The organism is Flavobacterium lacustre, assembly GCF_027474525.2.
Classification (GTDB): Bacteria; Bacteroidota; Bacteroidia; order Flavobacteriales; family Flavobacteriaceae; genus Flavobacterium; species Flavobacterium lacustre.
The window spans coordinates 1,051,156-1,072,878 of record NZ_CP114882.2; the positions used below are offsets into that span (position 1 = coordinate 1,051,156).

Here is a 21,723-nt window from a genome sequence, read left to right on the forward strand (position 1 = left end):
AACTAATGAGGAATATTTTTAATATACAATTGACTAATGAAAGGTTGAGAGAATTAGTATTCTTTCTCGCCGTTTTTCTTGTCATTATTATTCCTAAAGGTGGATTTAAAATTGCCGGAATTCCAATAACTTGGGGTTATTTATATCTGGGATTTTTAATGCTGTTGTCAGTATTTATTATCGCAAATAAGTACAAATTTACGGTAAAGAACAAACCGTTTATAGCATACATTGCAACCCTGCCATTTGTGATTTATTTTACGATTCATTTGATGGTGAACGGTTACGAAGGATCTTTGGGAAATTTAATTTCGTTTTACGTAAGCTTTGTTTTTTTACCCTTGCTGTTTTATATTTTTCTAAGTTCTTTTTTGGCCAAAATCAAAAGCGAGTATATAGAGACTGTTTTGAGTAAATCGGTTTTGATAATTTCAGCATATGGAATTTTTCTGTTTATTTACAAACAAGTTACGGGTCATTTTTTAGAAATCCCTTATTTTACAGTTAATGCTGGCGATTTAGGAGAATTGGATACCTCTAAATTTAATCAGCGTGGTTCTGTAAGTAAATTAATTTCTACCTATAACAACGGAAATATTTTTGGTGTTTGTACTTTAATGTTGTTTCCCATTTTTTATAAAAATACCAAGTCAAAACTAAAAATATTCATTGTTGTTTTGGCTTTATTGTTAACCTTATCACGAACCGTTTGGATTGGATTAATCTTCTTTTTCCTGTTTTTATATCGAAATCAGGTCTTAAAACTAGTAAAAATATACCTTCTCGGTGGCCTGATTTTGCTAATCATGGGGACTGTTATTATGACGAGGTATTTTCAGTACGGGTCTTTGCAGAAATTTATTTTTGACGCGAATTTAGGTGGTCGAATTTTGCAAATACGAAAAACAAACGAAATCAGTTTTTTTGGTAGTAAAGTATATAGTGCGATTGAGGAAATCGTTTATTTATCTATATTTAAACAGTTTGGATTAGTGGGTTTATTCTTGTTTTGTATCTCTTTTTTCACACCGATATACCTGTATTTAAAAACAAAAAACAATAATTACGATTACTTTATCGGTATTTTAATCTATTTGTTTTTATGTTTAAGCGACGGCTGTATTTTATTAATTCCAACTTTAGCATTTTTCTACTTTATCAGTGTTATGACTTTCATCAGACAGAATAGCGCCCAATAACAGCACATCACAAAACACATAAATAAACATTCCATATTGTCGAACCAGAATATTTTCGGTGATAAAGGCAAAACTAAACAACACAGTTATTGAAAAATAGAGATAATTTTTTTGCTTTAAAGAATGACGTAATTTTACGATTAAAGTAAAAATAAACGAAATGAAAAGGAGTATTCCACCCTTCAAAAAATAATCTAAATACTGATTGTGCGAATTAATATTCTCCTTAGATAATTCATAAAAACCATAATTGTCATAACAAGTATTTAGTTTATTTTGAATGATATTTGGGTCCATACCCAGAAAAAAGGAGTCAAAAATGGTTTGTAAGGAACAGTAACAAATGGTATATCTGGAGGAATTTGAAACAGCATTTTTATATAGAAATTCAATATCTGCGATGTAGCGTTGGGATAGAAAAAGAATCAAACACACCAAGGCAATCAAGTACAGGAAAGTCTTTTTTTTGCTCCCCAAATTGGTTTTATAGTAATAAAAATAATAGTTGAGCACGCTCAAAAAAAGAACCGAATACAAAATCATTCGAGAGTTTATAATGATTAATCCGGCAATTAAGAAAACCATCAAAACGGCTACACTATAATTGAGATAGGTTTTAGATTCGTCTCGTTTTACTAAAAAATCCATTACAAACAATACCGCTACGCCCATCCAAAGGCTGAGGTAGGTTCCGTGAAAATGAAGGTGGTTTTCTATATTAAATCGCGCGAAATACCAGTTGAATTGATGGTTTGGAATGTCTTTGATATAATACCCAACAATATACACACAGAGTAAACCAACAGCATAACAATAGGTCAGCAGAATATTTTTTTTGTTTTCCAGAAAGCGTTTGGACTGATACAGATAAATACTGAATAATGGCACTACAAATAGCAGTAGGTTATTGGAAATTAGCTGCACACTTTTAGCGCTGTAATACCAAAGTCCAATGCTACATATGATAATAAATGAAAGTAAAAAAGGTGCTGTTTTAATCGTAAAAAAAGGTTTTCCGGACCGAAATTGCAGTATCATAAAAACACTGCTGAGAATCATTACAACAGACTGAATGGCTTCAAAAGAGTACAATACTGTTGACAAAGCAAAAAGATACAGCAGTACAATTAGAATGTAATTTGTTTTAGTTTCTGTTCTCATTTTATCAGTTTTTTAAACAAATCTCGAATATTATTTTGAAGACTAACGGGCAGTTTTTCTCTAATAAATTGAATGAGTTTCTTCTTTAATTTTAATTTAAATAAGTCGAAAGTACTGATAGTAAGCTTTAGCGAATAAATTTCATCTTCGGCTATAAAACCTAGAGAATTCCATTTTGTGGGATCATTTTCATGAAGATTCGTAAATTCTTTATAATTCGTCAGATTTATTTTTTTCCAAAATTCAAAAAATGCCAAATTATCCGAATCATCCCGATGCGACCAATTGGTTATTTTAGTATAAATTTCGTCATCATCTCTGGCCCAGGATTGATGCAATAAAATGTATTTTGTTATTATTTTTTTCGAATGCCTTGTGGCCCTCATGTATTTGTATTTTGGTACGTTTGTAGCGACTTCAATAGTATCTAAAGAGTCTTTTACATAGAGAAAACCACCTTCAATTTTTTTAAATAAAGTAATCCATTGCACGTGAATTTCAACAGGATTTGCTTCGGGATTTTGTAATAGATTATTTCTTTCTTTTAGAAAATCAGTAAAACTTTTGAAGTCATTAAAATACTCATCACTATCAATCTGAATGTGCCATCCACCTTCGCCCATAGCTTTTGCCAGAAGATTCCGTTCTCGGGTGTCGTTTTGAGCGGGAGTATTTTCAGGGACAAAAAAAGAATCTTCATAAATCACTATTTTTTTTAAAACATCAAACTTTTGAACCCATTCAAAAAAATCCGGATCAATAACAAGCGGATTTCCACTCCAAGTCAGTCTTTCTTTATCAACAGCAAGCACAATCAAATCCGCATCATTATAGACTAACGGAATAGATTGGTATAAATATTTGAAATCATATGAAACAAGAAATCCTACTTTAATCATAGCGGTTGAAATAATTTAAATATTTATGGGTTAAGGTATTGTAATTTAAGAATAGCGTTATAAAAAGTTCTGTAAGTATCAGTGTTGCAATCATTCCTTCGACCTGGAAAAAATAAGTCAGTGTAAACGAAAGAATAATGTTTAGGAGTAAACCAATGAAGTAGCCGGAGAAATAAATATTCTTTTTTTCGTGAAGCACCAACGACATATATGCCGATTGATTTAAAGACGCAATAAGCGGAATAGGGGAAAGAAGTACCAAATATCTACTGGATTCTTCTATATTTTCACTGCTTAAAAATGGAATTATTTGTTTCGAAAAAAAGATTAAAATTAATGTTCCAAAGGAATATAAAACCAAATAAGACTTGAATATCAAGCGTAAATTGTGGTTTAATTCTTTGATATTGGCGATTCCCAATTTGCATATTTTTGGAAAAACGCCTTGAAATAAAACGCCAATTGTATGCTTACAAAGCATAATTATTTTTTCTGCAACACTGTAAATTCCAATAATTTTAGATTCAAAAAACAAACCTAAAATTAGTGTTCCGGAATTTAATATAGAGCAAATAGTAAGGTTTGTTAAAAACATTTTGAATCCATTTTGTAACTCTTGAAAGATGTTTTTAAAAGGTGTAAAAGTATAGCTGTAATCACATTTTAGATATAAATATAAAAGCGAAAAGATAAAAATCATACTATCAAAAAATCCCAGTATAAAAAACAGAAACTGAAAGGATTCCCGTTGCTTGATGAATAATAACACGGTAACGATTGTACTGATTTTAAAAACCGAATTGATTATAAAATAGACATTGACTTTATTTAACCCGATAAATATCCAATGGGAGTTTTGGGACCTCGAAAAGAGCATTACAAATAAAGACAAGCATAAAACGGCGTTTGAATGTATGCCGCTATACATTTGTATAAAAAGAAAAAGCAATACAAAGGAAGGAATAAGCAGGACTAATTTTGTATTGATTACAGTTGAAATATAGTGGTTAAGTGCTGAGGTGTTTTCGCCAATCTGACCAATTTTTACAGGGCCCAAAATACTCCAAGAATAATCGTTAATGACAGCAATATAATTAATCAAGGAAATACAAATCGCTATTAATCCGTAATTAGTAATTCCGAATACACTAATGTAAAAAGGAATCAGAATTACCGGAAATAAGAAGTTTATAAAATTGATTCCAAAACTCAGGAAGACATTTTTAATCACAATAGTTTGTATATAAAACAGAGGTTCCAAAACAGGAAACCTCTGTGCTTTTTTGTATTCAATTTTCGCCTTGTTTTCTATTTATTGAGCATCATCAGGACTACCTTGTGAAGTCCAAGCACCTGATTTATCTCCTCTCATTGTCACTTCTCCTGTTTCAGTATCTAGTATAAACAAACAAACTTCACCACTGTCTGTTCTTTGAATGACAGACATTTGGTATTTGCCTAATGTTTCTTTTTCTGATTTGTCTTTTGAGGGTTCCTGACAAGCTGCTAACAAAGAAACGATGCAAATACTAAAAAATATTTTTTTCATTTTTTTCATTTTTAAAATCAAATCAAATGTAATTTTTTTAGAGGAGAATACAAAATTATTAGCGGGCAGTGAGTTTTTGTATAGGTAATTTTGTGTCTTTTTATTGTATTTAAACTTAGATTTATTTTTTATAATTTTAATCGCAGGACAAAACTAAGAATGATATTTTAATGTAGATTATTCTCATATAAATATAAAACATACATTTGTCCGGCAGACCCGTTTAAATAGATTCAGATAAATTATGAAAAGAATTTGCATAGCATTAGCAGACCATGTTGCTTCATTTTGTAGTCTCTTTTTTTCGTATTCTTTTTTAAAATATTCCAAGTATTTTAGAAACAGAATCTATTCTTTTATGGTGAAAAGAAATTTCAAAAACTGCGGTAAAAATTTCTATATTGAATCTCCAATTTATTTACATGGTGCCCAAAATATTCAAATTGGTGATGATTTTTTCTGTTTCGAAAGATTGCGTCTGGAAACATTTGAAACCCACAATCAGTTCACTTTTAATCCCAAAATTACGATTGGGAATAATGTGAGCATTAATTATGATTGTCATATTGGTTGTATCAATTCCATAACCATTGGGAACAATGTTTTGATTGCCAGTAAGGTATTTATAACAGATCATTTTCACGGATTACCAAATTTAGAATCCTTAACATTACCGCCAAATAAAAGAGGTTTAGTGTCTAAAGGGCCTGTTGTTATAGCAGACAACGTGTGGATTGGAGAAGGAGTCACTATTATGCCCAATGTAACCATTGGAAAAAATGCTATAATTGGTGCCAATGCTGTAGTAACAAAAAGTTTTCCTGAAAATGCTGTAATTGCCGGAAACCCTGCAAAATGCATAAAAATAATTCAATAAATGGTATTCAATACTATACAAGAAGGATACAGTATAGCCATTCCGGCATATGGCAGACTAATAGAATTTGAGGAGCTTTTGCAATCAATTTATGACATGAATTTGTTGCCGGACGAAGTATTAGTCTGTGAAGATTTTTCGAAAGAAAGAAAAGAAATTCAACAAATTGCAGAACGATATAAGGTTTTATTTTATCAAAAAAATGTCCGTTTCAATTACATAGAAAACGAAGTCAATTTAGGATATGATGCCAATGTCCGAAAGTTAATTGAACAAGCCATTTTCAAATGGGTGATTCTAATTGGGAATGATGATTTGTTTCTAAAAGACGGATTACAACAAATTGCTGATTTTTGTGAAAAGCACAAAGACATTAGCATGATTTCGCGTCCGTTTATTCGATTTGATACAGATATCAATAAACCTATTGGAGTTTCCAGAATTTTAGATAAAGAAACCATTTTAAAATCAGGTGATTCTCCCAAGTTTATTTTCAGAAGTTGTGGTTTTGTTGGCGGTCTTGTCATCAACAAACCTTGGGCGCAAACGCTTGCAACCAGTAAATATGACGGAACGCTTTATTATCAAATTTATCTCGCGGCACATGCTTTTTGTTCCAATGGAATTGGTTATTTAGGATTCCCTTCGGTGGCAGGAAGAGCCGGAAATCCTCCTTTGTTTGGTGAATCTGCCAAAGATGGTATTTTGCATATTCCAGGCGCATATTCTGCCAAAGCAAGAGCCAGTATGTGGAAAGGTGTTCTCGATATTGGTACAGATGTTGGCAAACAATACAACATTAATTTGGTAGATGAATTAAGGCAAGAATTAATGATCAGACAAGCGTTTCATGTTTTTGAAATGAATGTAGGAGTAAGCAAATTCACTTTAAAAGAACTAAAACAGGAATTACAAAACCTGAATTTATTTCAGCATTGGGTACCAAAATTCTTATTTTACACTAATTTTATTTTAGGAAAATATGCCTATTATTTTTATTTCTTAATTCGAAAAATAGCACAGTAATTCTACATGAAAAAAGCATTAATTAATGATTGGTATTATGTAAATGGCGGAGCGGAGAAAGTAATTCATTCGCTGAATGCTATTTGGAACGACTTTGATCATTTTTCTTTAATCGATTTTTTGAATGAAGAAGATCGTCATTTTATTTTAAATGGAAAAAAGGCAAAAACCACTTTCATTCAGAATTTGCCAACAGCTAAAAATAATCACCGAAAATTTCTCCAGTTATTCCCATCCGCAATAGAACAATTTGATTTGAGTGAGTATGAATTAATCCTCAGCTCTTCTTCTTCAATTGCCAAAGGAGTTCGTACAAACAAGAATCAATTGCATATTTGTTATTGCCATTCCCCCATGCGATATGCTTGGGATTTGCAGGAGCAATACTTAAAAGATTCAGGCTTAGACAAAGGATTAAAAGGCATGTACGCCAAATATGTTTTAAATAAAATTAGAAAATGGGATGTTTCAAATGCAGCTAATGTCACTTTTTTTATTGCTAATTCAAACCATGTTGCGGAGCGGATAAAAAAAAGATATAATCGGGATTCAGTGGTGATTTATCCGCCGGTTGACACTACTTTTTTTTCATTAAAAGAAGAAAAAGAAAAATATTATTTTACTGCTTCCCGAATGGTTTCGTACAAAAAAATGCAACTGATAGTTGAGGCGTTTAATGAAATGCCTAATCTGAAATTGATTGTTGCCGGAGCCGGGCCGGAATTTGATAAAATTCAACAAATAGCCAAAGACAATATTACTGTTGTAGGTCATGTGAGTCAATTAGAATTAAAAGAATATTTGCAAAATGCGAAAGCTTTTGTCTTTGCCGCCGAAGAAGATTTTGGAATCATCCCTGTTGAAGCTCAGGCTTGCGGAACTCCTGTAATCGCTTATGCAAAAGGAGGGATTCTAGAAACGGTTGTGAATGAACAAACCGGTTTGTTTTTTAACGAACAAACCGTAGATGCTATCAAAGAAGCGATTGCTGTTTTTGAAACAAAAACATTTGACTCAAAAGCAATAAGAGCACATGCATTACAATTTTCTAAAGAGCGATTTGAGAAAGAGATACAATCATTTGTAGACGAAAAATATCAACAACATTTGAATTCAACTCTTGATTTTAAAAAGCAAACCCAATAATTATAACTATTTTTGCCAAGGACAAAAGATGTTTACAAATTTATTATGAAAAGAATACTTATCACCGGAGCCGCAGGATTTTTAGGATCACACCTTTGTGATCGTTTTATCAAAGAAGGTTATTTTGTTATTGGAATGGATAATCTCATCACTGGAGATTTAAAAAATATCGAGCATTTATTCAAACTAGAGAATTTCGAGTTTTACCATCATGATATTACAAAGTTTGTTCATGTTCCGGGAAATATTGATTACATCTTGCATTTTGCCTCACCGGCGAGTCCTATTGATTATTTGAAAATTCCAATTCAAACCTTGAAAGTGGGTTCTCTGGGAACACACAATCTGTTAGGATTGGCAAGAGTAAAAAAAGCCCGAATTCTTATCGCATCTACTTCTGAAGTTTACGGAGATCCATTGGTTCATCCACAAACCGAAGAATATTACGGAAATGTAAACACGATAGGTCCAAGAGGTGTTTATGATGAAGCGAAACGTTTTCAGGAATCAATAACTATGGCGTACCATACATTTCACGGTGTTGAAACCAGAATCGTTCGTATTTTTAATACGTATGGTCCAAGAATGCGCCTCAATGATGGTCGTGTTATTCCAGCTTTTATTGGTCAGGCAATTCGTGGAGAAGATTTAACTATTTTTGGTGACGGAATGCAAACGCGTTCGTTTTGTTATGTTGATGATCAGGTAGAAGGGATTTACAGATTGCTGCATTCGGATTATGCATATCCAGTAAACATTGGAAATCCTGATGAAATTACCATCAAGGATTTTGCAGATGAAATCATAAAACTAACAGGAACCAATCAAAAAGTAGTTTATCATCCTTTACCTATAAACGATCCTTTGCAACGCCAGCCTGATATTACTAAAGCAAAAGAACTATTGGGATGGGAAGCCAAAGTAGGCAGGGAAGAAGGAATGAAAATAACCTATGAGTATTTCAAATCACTCTCAAAAGAAGAGCTTTCTAAAGAGGAACATAAAGATTTTTCAAAATATATATTTTAAACAAAAAAGGAAGTATTTTAACAAGTACTTCTTTTTTTTATGTTTTTACGTGCTTAATCTTTAGTATTATAGCTTTTTTATTGTGTTTGTATAGTTTTATTATACAATAACCGTATTCGGATTTCAATAAATTATCCCAATTTTACCTTTTAGAATTGCCAATTAAAAAAAATATTTTTTTTGATAAGAATATCAAACAGGAAGTAATAAACGTATTTGTAGTTCGTTATTTATACTAATGTTCTTATTAAAAAACAATTTCAGGTATTTATAAATAGTATTATAAAAATAGAAAAGCATCAAGACTTTTCTGAGCATATCAATTAGTGAAAACCAAAACAGGAAGATATTCTGGGTATATACGCCCTTTTTCGTTTGCATTTGACTTGATAATCATCAATGTGTTTTCTATGCATTTGACTGAATTATCACAGCATTTTATTTTCTCACCTCTATTTATAAGTTGTGCCTGGTTTTTAATAGCATTGAATTTAGGTTTTTATGAAGTGTACAGATATACAAAGGTTATTTCTATTTTAAATTGTGCTTTGAAGCAAGGAATTGTGTTTACGCTTTTTTGTCTGGCAATCGCTTTTTTTTATTCTGGAGAGTCTGATTTTAAAGAAATTATCTGGTTTACATCCTCCTCATTATTTGTGATTCTAATTGTTAAACTGTCTATTTATTATTTTCTAAAAAAATACAGGGTGCTTTATGGAGGAAATTTTAGGACAGTTGTTCTTTTAGGGAACACAAAAAGTATAGCTCCCCTTCAACATTTTTTTACGGACAATCCGGATTATGGATATAAATTAATAAAAATTTTTGATTTAGAAAATGATAAAAGAAATCAGATTCTGGACAGTTTTGTATTTATTTTAGAACAGAAAATAGATGAAATATACTGCTCGATGAGTGATTTGACACACAAACAAATTAGTGATATTACAGATTTTGCAGACAATAATTTGAAAACATTGAAATTCATTCCGGATGAAAAACAAATTCTCTCCCGAAATTTTAAGTTTGAATATTATGACTACATTCCGGTTATTTCTCTTAGAGATATTGTTTTAGATGAAACTTTGAATAAAGCGGTCAAACGTGTTTTTGACATCCTTTTTTCCCTAGTTATCATTTTGGGTATTTTGTCATGGCTCACACCAATTTTGGCAATACTTGTAAAATTAGAATCTAAAGGGCCGTTGTTTTTTGTACAAAAAAGGAATGGATTAAATTATAAAGAGTTTGATTGCTACAAATTCAGATCGATGGTCTTGAACGATGAAGCGCATCTAAACCAAGTTTGTAAAAATGACGCCAGAGTTACCAAAGTAGGCAAATTTATCAGAAAAAACAGTATTGATGAACTTCCACAATTCTTTAATGTGCTGTTGGGAGATATGTCAGTTGTAGGGCCCAGACCACACATGGTGAGCCATACCGAAATGTATGCCCTTAGAATAGATAAATTTATGGTGCGCCATTTTGTAAAACCAGGAATCACCGGACTTGCTCAAACTAAAGGTTTCAGAGGTGAAGTTGAGACCGATACAGATATCATAAACCGAGTGAAATATGATATTTTCTACATGGAGAATTGGTCGATTTTATTAGATATAAAAATAATTTTAATCACGATATTTAATACCTTTAAAGGCGAAGAAAAAGCATATTAAAATGCAAAAACCATTGGTATCGATAATTATTCCATCCTTCAATTCTGAAAAATTTATTGCAGAAACCATTCAATCTGTTCAAAATCAAACCTATCAAAACTGGGAAATAATTCTTGTTGATGATTGCTCTACTGATACTACTATTTCAATTATCAAGGAATTTGCTTTACACGACACTAGAATTAAATTTACTTCACTCGAAAAAAATTCAGGAACAGGAATTGCCAGAAATCTCGCTTTAGCTCAAGCCAGCGGACGCTATATTTCTTTTTTGGATGCCGATGATTTGTGGAAACCAATGAAACTCGAAAGACAAATTGAATTTCTGGAGGCAAATCATTTACCGTTTACATTCTCTTTCTATGATTGTATCAATGAGGCCGGTGAATCATTAAATAAAAGAGTTGAAGCACCAAGAAATTTATCATACAGACAACTGTTTTTTTGTAATTATGTCGGCAATCTTACCGGAATATACGATGTAAATTATTTTGGTAAAGTCGCCATTTCACAAACGCGAAAACGACAGGATTGGATGCATTGGCTGACCATTTTGCATAAAATAAAAACTGCAAAACCGGTACCGGAAAGTTTAGCTTTTTACAGAATCAGACAAAATTCTATTTCGGCTTCAAAAGTAGATTTATTGCAGCATAATTTTACTGTTTACAGAACCTTTCATGGTTTTAATTTCATGGTTTCGCTGCTTTGTATGACGGGTTTTTTGTTCACACAATTAATCCTTAAACCGCGCTATAATCATACAATTAAAGCATCGATTTAAACTGTTTTAGTTTCCCGCGATTGGTTCTTTCTAACGCTTTTTTCCGAATAAAACTAAAGTTTAAATGGGGTTCCAGATACAAAGCAATTGCCGCTTCAATTTTTTGAATTTGTTTCAGAGTCAGTTCTGTTTCACTTACATATTCGATTTCAAAGGAATCAATTTTGGTTTGTTTAATCAGAAATTCTTTTACGTTTCCATCATCTTCAATGATGCTTTTTGTAACATAATAAAAGGTTAATCCGGGTGATTTTTTTCCACTCGGTAAAATTGCGATATCATTTGTTCGGCCAATTAATTGCTTTAAAATAGGTTTTTGAGCGGTACTTTTTTCGTCCAAAATCCCAATATCACCAATTTCATATCTGATAAAAGGATGCGCCGTATTAAATAAAGAAGTAATCACAACCCGACCGGAAACGCCATTGGGAACAGGTTGATTCATATCGTCTAAAATTTCTACAAACAGGGTTTCGGCATTCACTTGCCATTCTCCTTTTGGATTCTGAAAAGCAATCAAATCCAGCTCCGAAGCACCGTATTCATTGACAATAGGAAGTCCAAATTGTTTTTCTAAAAGTATTTTATCTGTTTCAAAAAGCATTTCGGAAGTCACCATGCACACTTTTAAACTGGGACAAATTTCTTTTAAAATAATGTTTTTCTTTTGTAAAAACTTAGCAAATAAAACAATTGAACTTGTGTATCCGTTTATATAATCGAATTTTTTATATTTAAATTTTTTCAGAATAGTTTCTAAAACGACATCCGATAAATCAAAAATCGAAAATCGATACCGATGACTCAAAAAATCCTTGAATCGCTCTTTTTTGTGTCCAATAAAATCCATCGGAATGCCATAAAAACGGGCTTGGTAAGAGCTGTTAAAATCAATTCCGTACCAACCAAAACGATACATATTTGAAGCCCAAGTCAACGCATGACTGTATTTGTCTTTGGCAAAAACAAATGGATCTCCGCTTGAACCCGAGGTTTTATTTACATATACTGTTTTAGGCGAAAATCCATCAGAAAGTCTTGATATCAGTGGTTTTTGTAAGTTTTTTTTATTTAAAACAGGCAGATTATTCCAGTTTTCAAATGAGGTTGAACCCACTAATTCCCGGTAAAAGGAATTGTTGTGCAAATGAAAATTAACGATTTCCTTTTTTTTATTTTCAAGGAAAACTTGATATTCTTTTTCAGAAAAAGCGACGATTTTTTGCAACTCAGTTTTGGCTGTCTGTAACGGAAAACCATTTATTTGGAGCGATAAATCAAAAAGTGGAAGCATTTTCAGTTTAAATTTCATCAAAAATAAGATTTACGAACTACTAATGACAGTGAACCAACAAGTTTTTAAAAAATAATTATTTTTTAACTTCAAAAGCAATTATTTTTGCACCACAACTAAAAAAACAAGATTATGACTATTTTACTATTGGGTTCAGGCGGAAGAGAACATGCATTTGCATGGAAAATGATTCAAAGTCCGCTTTGTGATACACTTTTTGTAGCTCCGGGAAATGCCGGTACTGCAGCAATAGCTAATAATATAGACATGAGTCCAACGGATTTTGAAGCTATAAAAACATTTGTACTTCAGGAAAAAGTGGAAATGGTGGTTGTAGGACCTGAAGATCCTTTGGTAAAAGGGATTTATGATTTCTTTCTAAATGATGCTGAATTAAGTCATATTCCGGTTATTGGTCCATCAAAAATTGGTGCTCAATTAGAAGGAAGTAAAGAATTCGCTAAGGAATTTTTGATTAAACATAATATCCCAACAGCTGCTTACGATAGTTTTACTGCCGAAACGGTAGAAAAAGGATGTGAATTTTTGGAAACATTGCAACCTCCTTACGTTTTGAAAGCGGATGGATTGGCTGCCGGAAAAGGGGTTTTGATTATTCATGATTTGGCGGAAGCCAAAGATGAATTAAGAAATATGTTGGTACATCAAAAATTCGGTGCTGCCAGTTCAAAAGTAGTTATCGAAGAATTTCTTGACGGAATAGAATTGAGTTGTTTCGTTCTTACCGATGGAAAAAATTACAAAATTTTACCTACTGCCAAAGATTATAAACGCATTGGCGAAGGCGATACAGGTTTAAATACAGGTGGAATGGGAGCGGTTTCTCCGGTTCCTTATGTTGATGCAGTTTTGATGGAAAAAATTGAAACACGCATTGTAAAACCTACAATTGATGGTTTCCACAAAGACGGAATTCCGTATAAAGGTTTTGTTTTCATTGGATTAATCAATGTTAAAAACGAGCCAATTGTAATTGAATACAATGTAAGAATGGGTGATCCGGAAACCGAAGTGGTTGTTCCAAGATTAAAAACGGATTTAGTGGAGTTATTTTTGGCTGTAGCCAATGAAAAATTAGACGAGATTTCATTAGAAGTAGATGAAAGAAGCGCCACTACAATTATGGTTGTTTCGGGTGGATATCCTGAAGATTTTGAAAAAGGAAAAGTAATTTCGGGATTAGAGAATATTACGGATTCGATTGTTTTTCATGCCGGAACAAAACTGGATAATGGAAATGTAGTTTCAAATGGTGGAAGGGTTTTGACTGTTACCTCATACGGCGACAATTTTGAAGAGGCCATAAAAAAATCTTACCAAAATATAGACAAGCTACATTTTGATAAGATGTATTTTAGAAAAGATATTGGAAACGATTTAAAATAGTTTCTAATTACTGTTCACTTTTTTTTAAGTATTACTTTAAAAAAGAGTGAGCGGTAGTATCTTGATTTTCTGTTCCGTTTGCGTCAAAAATTTGCAATTGTTTGATCCAATATACCATTGCTGATGCACAAATTATCATGAAGATCCAGTTAATGGTGTTTGCACCAAACCAAGAACTTAGTTCTAAAGATCTTAAAAAGTCAAGTGGAGCGAATAATATGTCCACAAATAAGTATTGTATTCCTTCGAAAAATGCTTTCATAATGCTTGAAATTATATGTTATGGATGTTTTTGGGAAACGATTTTAATTGTAAAAAAGAGGCAGTAACTACGAATCTTTCTTGAACTTGTTGGTTTCCTTTTTAAACAAGTATTATATTTACAGACACAAAAGTATAAAATATCCTTATGATAACAAGTGTTTTTAAAAAATCTACACCATTAAATTATTCTTTGGTTGTAATTTTGATGCTGGTTTTCTTTTTAATCTACCAATTTCAAGATGTATCTTGGATGAGTTCTGGTGTTTTATTGTTACAAAAATCAGGATTATTACTGGTTTTATTAGCCTCTATTTTTATCGCAAATTTTATTACTAAAAAAAACGGACTCAGTAAAGACAGTAGCTACACCATATTTTTTTATTTTTTGCTGTTGCTTTTTTTTCCGTCGGTTTTGGATAATGTGAATTTAATTCTGGCCAATTTTTTTATATTATTAGCACTTCGCAGATTAATATCGTTACAATCACTCAAAGCTTCCAAAGAGAAAATATTTGATGCTTCTTTATGGATTTTTGTGGCAACATTGTTCCATTTTTGGAGTATTCTCTTTCTTGTATTGGTATTTATCTCCATTATTTTCCATGTTTCTAGAGATTATCGAAACTGGTTATTGCCTTTTATTGCCTTTTTTACAATAGGAATTGTTTTTTTACTTTTTGCTGCAATTTGGGATGTAAACGTAATTGAGTTTGTAAACAGCAATGTAAGCACGAACTTTAATATTGACTATTTTACCAATAATTACCAGAATGCGGCTTTGTCTATTTATGTATCTGTAGCCTTGTTTTTTGTGGTTTCCATGTTTTTGACTCTTTCAAACCGACCACAATTGTTGCATACTTCGTTCAAGAAAATTATAGCTTCTTTTTTTATTGGAGTGATTATCTTTTTAATTTCATCGAACAAAAGCAATGATTTGTTGGTGTTTACTTTTGCACCGATAGCGATAATGGCTACTAGTCATATTGAAATTGTGCAACAACAAATGAAGCGTGAAATTGTACTCGCTGTTTTTATTGTGTGTAGTTTATTTGCGTTTTTCTCTCAGTTATAATTTATTTCCGTAAGCCAAATCTCCGGCATCTCCGAGTCCCGGAACGATATAAGCGTGTTCATTTAGCTTTTCGTCTAAAGCGGCAATCCAAAGATGACAGTTTTCCGGAAGGTATTTTTCTAAATAAGCAATTCCTTCGGGAGCGGCGATTACCACGGCAATATGAATGTCTTTTGGTGTGCCGCGTTCCATCAATTTATGGTAAACGGCAACTATAGATTGTCCCGTGGCGAGCATTGGGTCAATTAGGATAACATTTTTTCCGTTGATATCAGCAACGGCTTGGTATTCTACTTTTATTTCAAAGTAATCATCGTTGTTTGGATGATGTCTGTAAGCGGATATAAAACCGTTTTCGGCGGCATCAAAATAATTCAGAAATCCTTGATGTAACGCTAAACCTGCCCGTAAAATGGAACATAAAACTAATGAATCTTTTACCTGTGTGGTTTTTTTGATGCTAAGTGGCGTTTGAATTTTAATATTTTCGTATTGCAATTCTTTACTTAATTCATATGACATTATTTCGCCAATGCGTTCAATATTTCGGCGGAAGCGCAGGCTGTCGTTGTGAATTTTGACGTCTCGTATCTGCGCCAGAAAATGATTTAGGACGCTGTTATTTTCGGAGAGCAGGTGAATTTGCATAGATTAAATTTTTGATTTATGACTTTTGATTTGGTATCAAAACTTTGAAAATTTTTCCACACTATAAAAGTATAAAAAGTATCTTTGTGTTTTAATATATAAAGATATGTTTTCAAAATTAGCTTATTCCGTTTTCGAACAAAGTATTAAAGATTATCATCAGTTTGATAATGTAGATCAACCTATAAACAATCCTTTTCCCAAAGAAAAGTTTGAGCACTTATTGTATTTGAAAAATTGGATTGACACCGTTCAATGGCATTTTGAAGATATTATTCGTGATCCTAATATTGATCCTGTAGCCGCTTTGACGCTAAAAAGAAGAATTGATGCTTCGAATCAGGAACGTACGGATATGGTAGAATATATTGACAGTTATTTTCTTCAGAAATACAGTCATGTTAATGTAAAAGATGGTGCCAAAATCAACTCTGAAAGTCCGGCTTGGGCATTTGACAGATTGTCGATTTTAGCCTTGAAAATTTATCATATGCATGAAGAAGCTACTCGTGCTGAGGCTTCACAAGAACACAGAGATAAATGTCAAGAAAAATTGAATGTTTTGTTAGAACAAAGAACAGATTTGTCAACAGCTATCGATGATTTATTGACCGATATTGAAAACGGAGATAAATTCATGAAAGTGTACAAACAAATGAAAATGTACAATGATGATGATTTGAATCCTGTTTTGTACCAAAACAAAAAATAATTTTTGACAACTCCATTGTCAGAAAAAATGAAGCATATAGCCGTCATGAGACTTTCCGCAATGGGAGATGTCGCCATGACGGTTCCTGTTTTACGGGCTTTTGTAAGGCAGTTTCCGGAGGTTCAAATCACGGTTATTTCACGACCTTTCTTCAAACCTTTTTTTGAAGGAATTCCGAATCTTTCTTTTTTTGCTTTCGATGAAAAAGAACGGCACAAGGGATTTTTAGGCTTATTGCGTTTGTTCCAAGATTTAAAAGGGTTAAATATTGATGCTTTTGCTGATTTGCACAACGTTTTGCGTTCTAAAGTTATTCGAAATCTTTTTGCCTTGTGCGGAAAAAAAATTGCTTCTGTGGATAAAGGAAGAGCGGATAAAAAAGCACTAACTCAAGCTGAAAATAAAACGTTTAAACCATTGCCGAGCATGTTTGAAAGGCACGCTAAGGTATTTGAACAACTCGGTTTTACTATTGATTTATCCCAACCTGAATTTCCTGAAAAGGCTGTTTTAAGTCCCGAAATTTTAGCGTTAATTGGAACAAATCATCAGAAATTAATTGGAATTGCGCCTTTTGCACAATATGATTCTAAAGTGTATCCGCTGGATTTAATGCAGGAAGTGATTGATCAATTAGCGTTGGATACAACCCAAACCATTTTGCTTTTTGGCGGTGGAAAAAAGGAAATAGAACTCTTAAATTCGCTTGCTGCTAATAAAGAAAATGTGATTGTAGTTGCGGGTAAAATTAAGTTTCAACAGGAACTGCAGCTCATCAGTAATCTGGATGTGATGCTTTCCATGGATTCCGGGAATGCTCATATTGCAGCCATGCTTGGCGTGAAAGTCATCACTCTTTGGGGCGCTACCCATCCTTTTGCCGGATTTTCACCATTTAATCAACCTTTGGAAAACGCTTTGGTTTCCGATAGAAATTTGTTTCCAAAATTACCGACTTCGGTGTATGGGAATAAAAAAGTGGAAGGTTATGAAGAAGTAATGCGAACGATTACCGTTGATGCAATTGTTAAGGCACTTTAGTTGCAGATTATAAATACGTGGCTGTTTAATTCGTTTTTTTAAGTTGGATATAATTTTCAGGTAATGCTAATTTTAACACTTAAATAACAAAAACGAATAAACATGTGGTGAGAAAAATACTATTTTTGATTTTGATACGTTCAACATAAACCGTAAAGTAAAGACTAAATAAAAATGTTTATTTATTAGTTCAACTTTTGGAAATACTTTGAAACGTTTCACTAACAAAAATATCAAACTATTTATGCCTAAAATTACAGTAACAATTGCAATTTTGTTGATTTTCTCCTTTTCTGCTTTTTCCCAAAAAAATAAACTTTCAGGTATTTTGACCGCTGGAAGTGAAAAAAAACCCATTTACAATTCAGTTGTTGCTTTATTAACGCCGGTAGACTCGGTTTTATATCAATTTACACGATCAGACAAAGCGGGTAAATTCATTCTCAATAATGTAAAACCTGGGAATTATATTGTAATGACGTCACACAGTCAATATGCAGATTATTTAGATGATATTACCGTGACTACTACTGATAAGGATTTAGGTAACATTGCTTTGATGAGTAAAATGGAACTGTTACGAGAAGTAGTGATAAAAACGGGTTCTATCAAAATTAAGGGCGACACCACAAGTTACAGGGCCAGTGATTTTAAGGTTGATGCCAATGCCAATGTTGAAGAATTACTAAAAAAATTGCCGGGAATACAAGTAGATAAAAATGGAACCATCAAAGCAATGGGCGAAACAGTAGAAAGAGTACTGGTTGATGGCGAAGAATTTTTTGGTGATGATCCTGGTATGGCTGTAAAAAATTTACGTGCCGATGCCATAAAAGAAGTACAAGTTTTTAATAAAAAAAGCGATCAAGCTGAGTTTACAGGAATAGATGATGGTGATACTAAAAAAACAATTAATCTGAAATTAAAGGAAGATAAAAAGAAAGGTTATTTTGGTAAGATAGATGGAGCAAACCAACCCGCTACGGACGCCGATTCCAGATACAACAGTAATATCATGGTGAGTAGTTTCAAAGGAAAAAGAAAGCTTTCGGCCTTTTTATTAAATGGGAACACGGGTCAAGATGGGTTAAGTTGGCAGGACAGTGATAAATTTGGAGCAGGAGACGGGAATGTAAGTATGAGCATGGACGATGATGGAAATGTAAATTACGAATGGACCGGCGGCGATAATGATGAAGAACCTTATGTCGATACTCAAAATGGTTTTATAAAAAACACTAATGCAGGATTGCAATACAGTAATAAATGGAACGACAAACATTCCTTAAATGTATCACCCAAATACAACAAACAAAGCTACCAAAACAATAGCAGCAGAAATACCCAAACCCAGGTAGGCGATACACAATTGAATGAAAATAGAGCAACTGCAAGTCATGTAAATAGAGATAATTTTAAACTTAATGCGGTTTATGATGTAAAAATAGATTCAGTAAATACCCTTAAATTTACCGCTAAAACAAATTTTTACAATACTGAAAGCGATGAATTTACGACCGGAAATACCACTGGAAGCGATGGTTTATTAAGGAACAAACAGGAACGATTATTTACCACAAAATCAGATAAGGAATCCTTGTCTGCGAGTGCTTTGTTTAAACATAAATTTGCTAAAGCCCGAAGAACACTTTCTATCAATAGTAGTTGGAGTACTTTGAATACGAATGCTGATAATTTTTTAAAATCGGCTAATGAGAGTTATGAAGGAGGCGTTTTTGCCTTTGGTAATGAGGTAGATCAAAATAAAATTGGTGATAAAACCAATCAAAATCTTGCTTTAAATGTGGCCTATACAGAGCCTATAGGAAAGAAATTTGCTTTGCAATTGTCCTATCAAATTACGCATAATACGGGCAACAGCAACTTTGTAACTTATGATTTTTCAGACCTGACAGGGAAGTATGATGTTGTAGTCGATTCGTTATCAAACCAATTCAAGCAAAGCATTACAACAAACAAACCCGTTCTGAAATTAAGTTACAATGCCAAAAAGATAAATTATAGTTTTGGTAGTGGCTTTGGTTTTACTTCATTTAATTTACAAGATCAAACTTTAAATAAGGAATACAATCGCAGTTTTACTAATTTTTTCCCAACTGCAAATTTTTCGTATAAATACAAAAGCAACAGTAATTTGCGAGTGAATTATCAAGGTGCTACAAGACAGCCTACTATTGACCAATTACAACCGCTGCGAAACAATCAAGATTTTTTCAACCAAGTGGTAGGAAATCCAGATTTAAAGCAATCTTTTACAAATAGCATCAGCGTTTCTAATAATAGTTACAGCATTTTGACCGAAACTAATTTTTATCAAAGCATTTCTTTTAGAACAACCTCAAATTTGATTTCCTTCAATAGAGATATTGACCCAGAAAGTGCAAAAACAATTACAACACCTATAAATACTAACGGTAACTTTTCAACTAATTTGTATATGGGTTATGGGTTTAAAGTCAAAAAAATAAACATGTATGTTAATCTTAGTCCCTCAGTAAATTACAATAAATCGGTTAATAGCATCAATAAGGAAATCAATAATTCTAATATATTAAGTTCTAATTTTTCGGTTTATTTGAGTAAATCCAAAGAAAAAAAATATGATATCAATCTAAGTAATACTTTCTCAAACAGCCGTAACAGTACCTCTCAAAACAATGAAGTAAAATCATTTAATACCAATAATCTAGGTTTAGATGTTGCCGTTTATTTTAGAGAAAAATGGAAATTATCCACAGATTATAATTTATATTCTCGTCAAAAAACGGTTGATTTTCAAACTAATCTTACCAATCAATTATGGAATGCCAGGTTCCAACGTACTTTTAAGAACGATGAGTTTACCGCTTATGTAATGGTGCGTGACATTTTGAATCAAAACATTGGAATCAATAGATTTGTTTATGAAAACACAATAGGCGAAGAGCGAAATGACAGACTCCGACGTTATGCTATGGTAGGTTTTACATGGAATTTTAAAAATAAAAATGGTTTAGAAAAAAAATAAACAATTTTTTAATCACTATTTGTAACGCTCCAAAGGTCAATTTTACAAAACAATTTTAAGCTATTACCTAATACACAACCTTATGAAATCAATATATCTTTACCTCACATTATTTATTTTTACTACAGGATCCTTTGCGCAGCAATTTGTTGACAAGGCTGTTATAGAATACGAAGTCAATACCAATCTCAAAAAAACAATGACTAACGACAGTTGGGATGAAATGATGAAAGAGAACTTATCCGACTTAAAAATATCGTATTACACTTATACTTTTGAAAACAATAAAAGTGTATTTAAGTTTGACAGATGGAGTCCTAAAACAAGGATACCCAAACATGAAAAAGAAGCTGATGAAGAAAACACTTGGTTTTTTGATTTTACGGCTCGAAAAATGAACATACAGAAGCAAATTGTAGGTACTAATTTTGTAATTGAAGATAGTATTCCCAACATTGATTGGAAAATCACAAATGAGCACAGAGAAATTGCGGGTTACAATTGCCGAAAAGCAGTAGGAAAAATATTTGATGACGTATATGTGTTTGCTTTTTATACTGATGATATTACCATTACGGGCGGTCCGTGTAGTATAAATGGTTTGCCGGGCATGATTTTAGGACTTTCAATTCCTAGACTGTATACGTCATACATAGCTACCAAAATTGATTTAAAAATTCAAGATAGCGCCATCATAAAACCTATTGTCGCAAAAAAAACCTATGATTTTATTGGACTGAAAACTTTAATTGAAGAGAAAACAAAGGACTGGTATACCTACGGAGAGGATAAAGAAGAAAACAAAAGACAAAAAAATATGTTCTTGTGGAATGCTTTTTTGTAAATGCTTTGACTGTAAAAAAAAGTGGAAGGTCATGAAGAGGCGATGTGAACAAAGTCTCCCG

Annotated in this window: 20 protein-coding genes; 13 read left to right on the forward strand and 7 right to left on the reverse strand. The window is 32.5% G+C overall.

What is annotated here, in order from left to right:
- Positions 1 to 5 precede the first annotated feature (5 nt).
- Positions 6 to 1,199: a hypothetical protein gene (locus O6P34_RS04685; RefSeq protein WP_269686170.1), complete on the forward strand. Its 1,194-nt coding sequence runs from the start codon at positions 6 to 8 to the stop codon at positions 1,197 to 1,199.
- Here O6P34_RS04685 and O6P34_RS04690 read toward each other — a convergent pair.
- From O6P34_RS04690 to O6P34_RS04705, 4 genes are all read right to left on the reverse strand, one after another.
- Positions 1,140 to 2,360: an O-antigen ligase family protein gene (locus O6P34_RS04690; RefSeq protein ID WP_269686171.1), complete on the reverse strand. Its 1,221-nt coding sequence runs from the start codon at positions 2,358 to 2,360 to the stop codon at positions 1,140 to 1,142. The genes O6P34_RS04685 and O6P34_RS04690 overlap by 60 nt on opposite strands.
- Entirely contained in the window at positions 2,357 to 3,259 is a 903-nt protein-coding gene (locus O6P34_RS04695; RefSeq protein ID WP_269686172.1) for a hypothetical protein, read from the reverse strand. Before O6P34_RS04695 ends, O6P34_RS04690 begins: the two co-directional genes overlap by 4 nt.
- On the reverse strand, positions 3,252 to 4,490 hold the full coding sequence (locus O6P34_RS04700) for an oligosaccharide flippase family protein (RefSeq protein ID WP_269686173.1): 1,239 nt from the start codon (positions 4,488 to 4,490) through the stop codon (positions 3,252 to 3,254). Before O6P34_RS04700 ends, O6P34_RS04695 begins: the two co-directional genes overlap by 8 nt.
- A gap of 81 nt (positions 4,491 to 4,571) precedes the next feature.
- Entirely contained in the window at positions 4,572 to 4,808 is a 237-nt protein-coding gene (locus O6P34_RS04705; RefSeq protein ID WP_269686174.1) for a hypothetical protein, read from the reverse strand.
- Between the two features lie 244 nt (positions 4,809 to 5,052).
- Between O6P34_RS04705 and O6P34_RS04710 the strand changes: the two genes are divergently transcribed.
- From O6P34_RS04710 to O6P34_RS04735, 6 genes are all read left to right on the forward strand, one after another.
- Positions 5,053 to 5,685 (forward strand): LbetaH domain-containing protein, encoded by a 633-nt coding sequence (locus O6P34_RS04710; RefSeq protein WP_269686175.1) that lies wholly within the window; start codon positions 5,053 to 5,055, stop codon positions 5,683 to 5,685.
- Positions 5,686 to 6,711 (forward strand): glycosyltransferase, encoded by a 1,026-nt coding sequence (locus tag O6P34_RS04715; protein ID WP_269686176.1) that lies wholly within the window; start codon positions 5,686 to 5,688, stop codon positions 6,709 to 6,711.
- A 6-nt stretch (positions 6,712 to 6,717) separates the two neighbouring features.
- Positions 6,718 to 7,857, forward strand: coding sequence for a glycosyltransferase (locus O6P34_RS04720; RefSeq protein WP_269686177.1), 1,140 nt, complete (start codon positions 6,718 to 6,720; stop codon positions 7,855 to 7,857).
- Positions 7,858 to 7,902: 45 nt separating this feature from the next.
- A complete protein-coding gene (locus tag O6P34_RS04725) occupies positions 7,903 to 8,886 on the forward strand; it encodes a UDP-glucuronic acid decarboxylase family protein (RefSeq protein WP_269686178.1) in 984 nt (327 codons plus the stop codon).
- A 326-nt stretch (positions 8,887 to 9,212) separates the two neighbouring features.
- Positions 9,213 to 10,565 (forward strand): exopolysaccharide biosynthesis polyprenyl glycosylphosphotransferase, encoded by a 1,353-nt coding sequence (locus tag O6P34_RS04730; RefSeq protein WP_269686179.1) that lies wholly within the window; start codon positions 9,213 to 9,215, stop codon positions 10,563 to 10,565.
- Between the two features lies 1 nt (position 10,566).
- Positions 10,567 to 11,349, forward strand: coding sequence for a glycosyltransferase family 2 protein (locus tag O6P34_RS04735; RefSeq protein ID WP_269686180.1), 783 nt, complete (start codon positions 10,567 to 10,569; stop codon positions 11,347 to 11,349).
- On the opposite strand, the gene O6P34_RS04740 is transcribed toward O6P34_RS04735, so the two are convergent.
- Positions 11,333 to 12,643: a phenylacetate--CoA ligase family protein gene (locus O6P34_RS04740; RefSeq protein WP_269686727.1), complete on the reverse strand. Its 1,311-nt coding sequence runs from the start codon at positions 12,641 to 12,643 to the stop codon at positions 11,333 to 11,335. The genes O6P34_RS04735 and O6P34_RS04740 overlap by 17 nt on opposite strands.
- Positions 12,644 to 12,775: 132 nt before the next feature.
- Here O6P34_RS04740 and purD point away from each other — a divergent pair, with 132 nt between their 5' ends.
- On the forward strand, positions 12,776 to 14,050 hold the full coding sequence (purD, locus tag O6P34_RS04745; RefSeq protein ID WP_269686181.1) for a phosphoribosylamine--glycine ligase: 1,275 nt from the start codon (positions 12,776 to 12,778) through the stop codon (positions 14,048 to 14,050).
- Positions 14,051 to 14,081: 31 nt separating this feature from the next.
- Here purD and O6P34_RS04750 read toward each other — a convergent pair whose 3' ends face one another.
- Complete coding sequence (locus O6P34_RS04750; protein ID WP_269686182.1) at positions 14,082 to 14,312, reverse strand: DUF6341 family protein; 231 nt, start codon at positions 14,310 to 14,312, stop codon at positions 14,082 to 14,084.
- Positions 14,313 to 14,459: 147 nt separating this feature from the next.
- Between O6P34_RS04750 and O6P34_RS04755 the strand changes: the two genes are divergently transcribed.
- A complete protein-coding gene (locus tag O6P34_RS04755) occupies positions 14,460 to 15,389 on the forward strand; it encodes a DUF6427 family protein (protein WP_269686183.1) in 930 nt (309 codons plus the stop codon).
- Here the strand turns inward: O6P34_RS04755 and upp are convergent.
- Positions 15,384 to 16,037, reverse strand: a complete 654-nt coding sequence (gene upp / locus O6P34_RS04760) for a uracil phosphoribosyltransferase (RefSeq protein ID WP_269686184.1) — start codon at positions 16,035 to 16,037, stop codon at positions 15,384 to 15,386. The genes O6P34_RS04755 and upp overlap by 6 nt on opposite strands.
- 106 nt (positions 16,038 to 16,143) lie before the next feature.
- On the opposite strand from upp, the gene O6P34_RS04765 reads away from it, so the two are divergent.
- The 4 genes from O6P34_RS04765 to O6P34_RS04780 all read left to right on the forward strand — a co-directional run bounded on the left by O6P34_RS04765 (position 16,144) and on the right by O6P34_RS04780 (position 21,662).
- Entirely contained in the window at positions 16,144 to 16,749 is a 606-nt protein-coding gene (locus O6P34_RS04765; RefSeq protein ID WP_269686185.1) for a DUF4254 domain-containing protein, read from the forward strand.
- Positions 16,750 to 16,794: 45 nt separating this feature from the next.
- Complete coding sequence (locus O6P34_RS04770; RefSeq protein ID WP_269686728.1) at positions 16,795 to 17,790, forward strand: glycosyltransferase family 9 protein; 996 nt, start codon at positions 16,795 to 16,797, stop codon at positions 17,788 to 17,790.
- Between the two features lie 244 nt (positions 17,791 to 18,034).
- A complete protein-coding gene (locus O6P34_RS04775; RefSeq protein ID WP_269686186.1) occupies positions 18,035 to 20,818 on the forward strand; it encodes an outer membrane beta-barrel family protein in 2,784 nt (927 codons plus the stop codon).
- Between the two features lie 82 nt (positions 20,819 to 20,900).
- Positions 20,901 to 21,662 carry a GLPGLI family protein gene (locus tag O6P34_RS04780; protein ID WP_269686187.1) on the forward strand — a complete coding sequence of 254 codons (762 nt, stop codon included), beginning with the start codon at positions 20,901 to 20,903 and terminating at the stop codon, positions 21,660 to 21,662.
- The last annotated feature ends 61 nt before the right edge of the window (positions 21,663 to 21,723 follow it).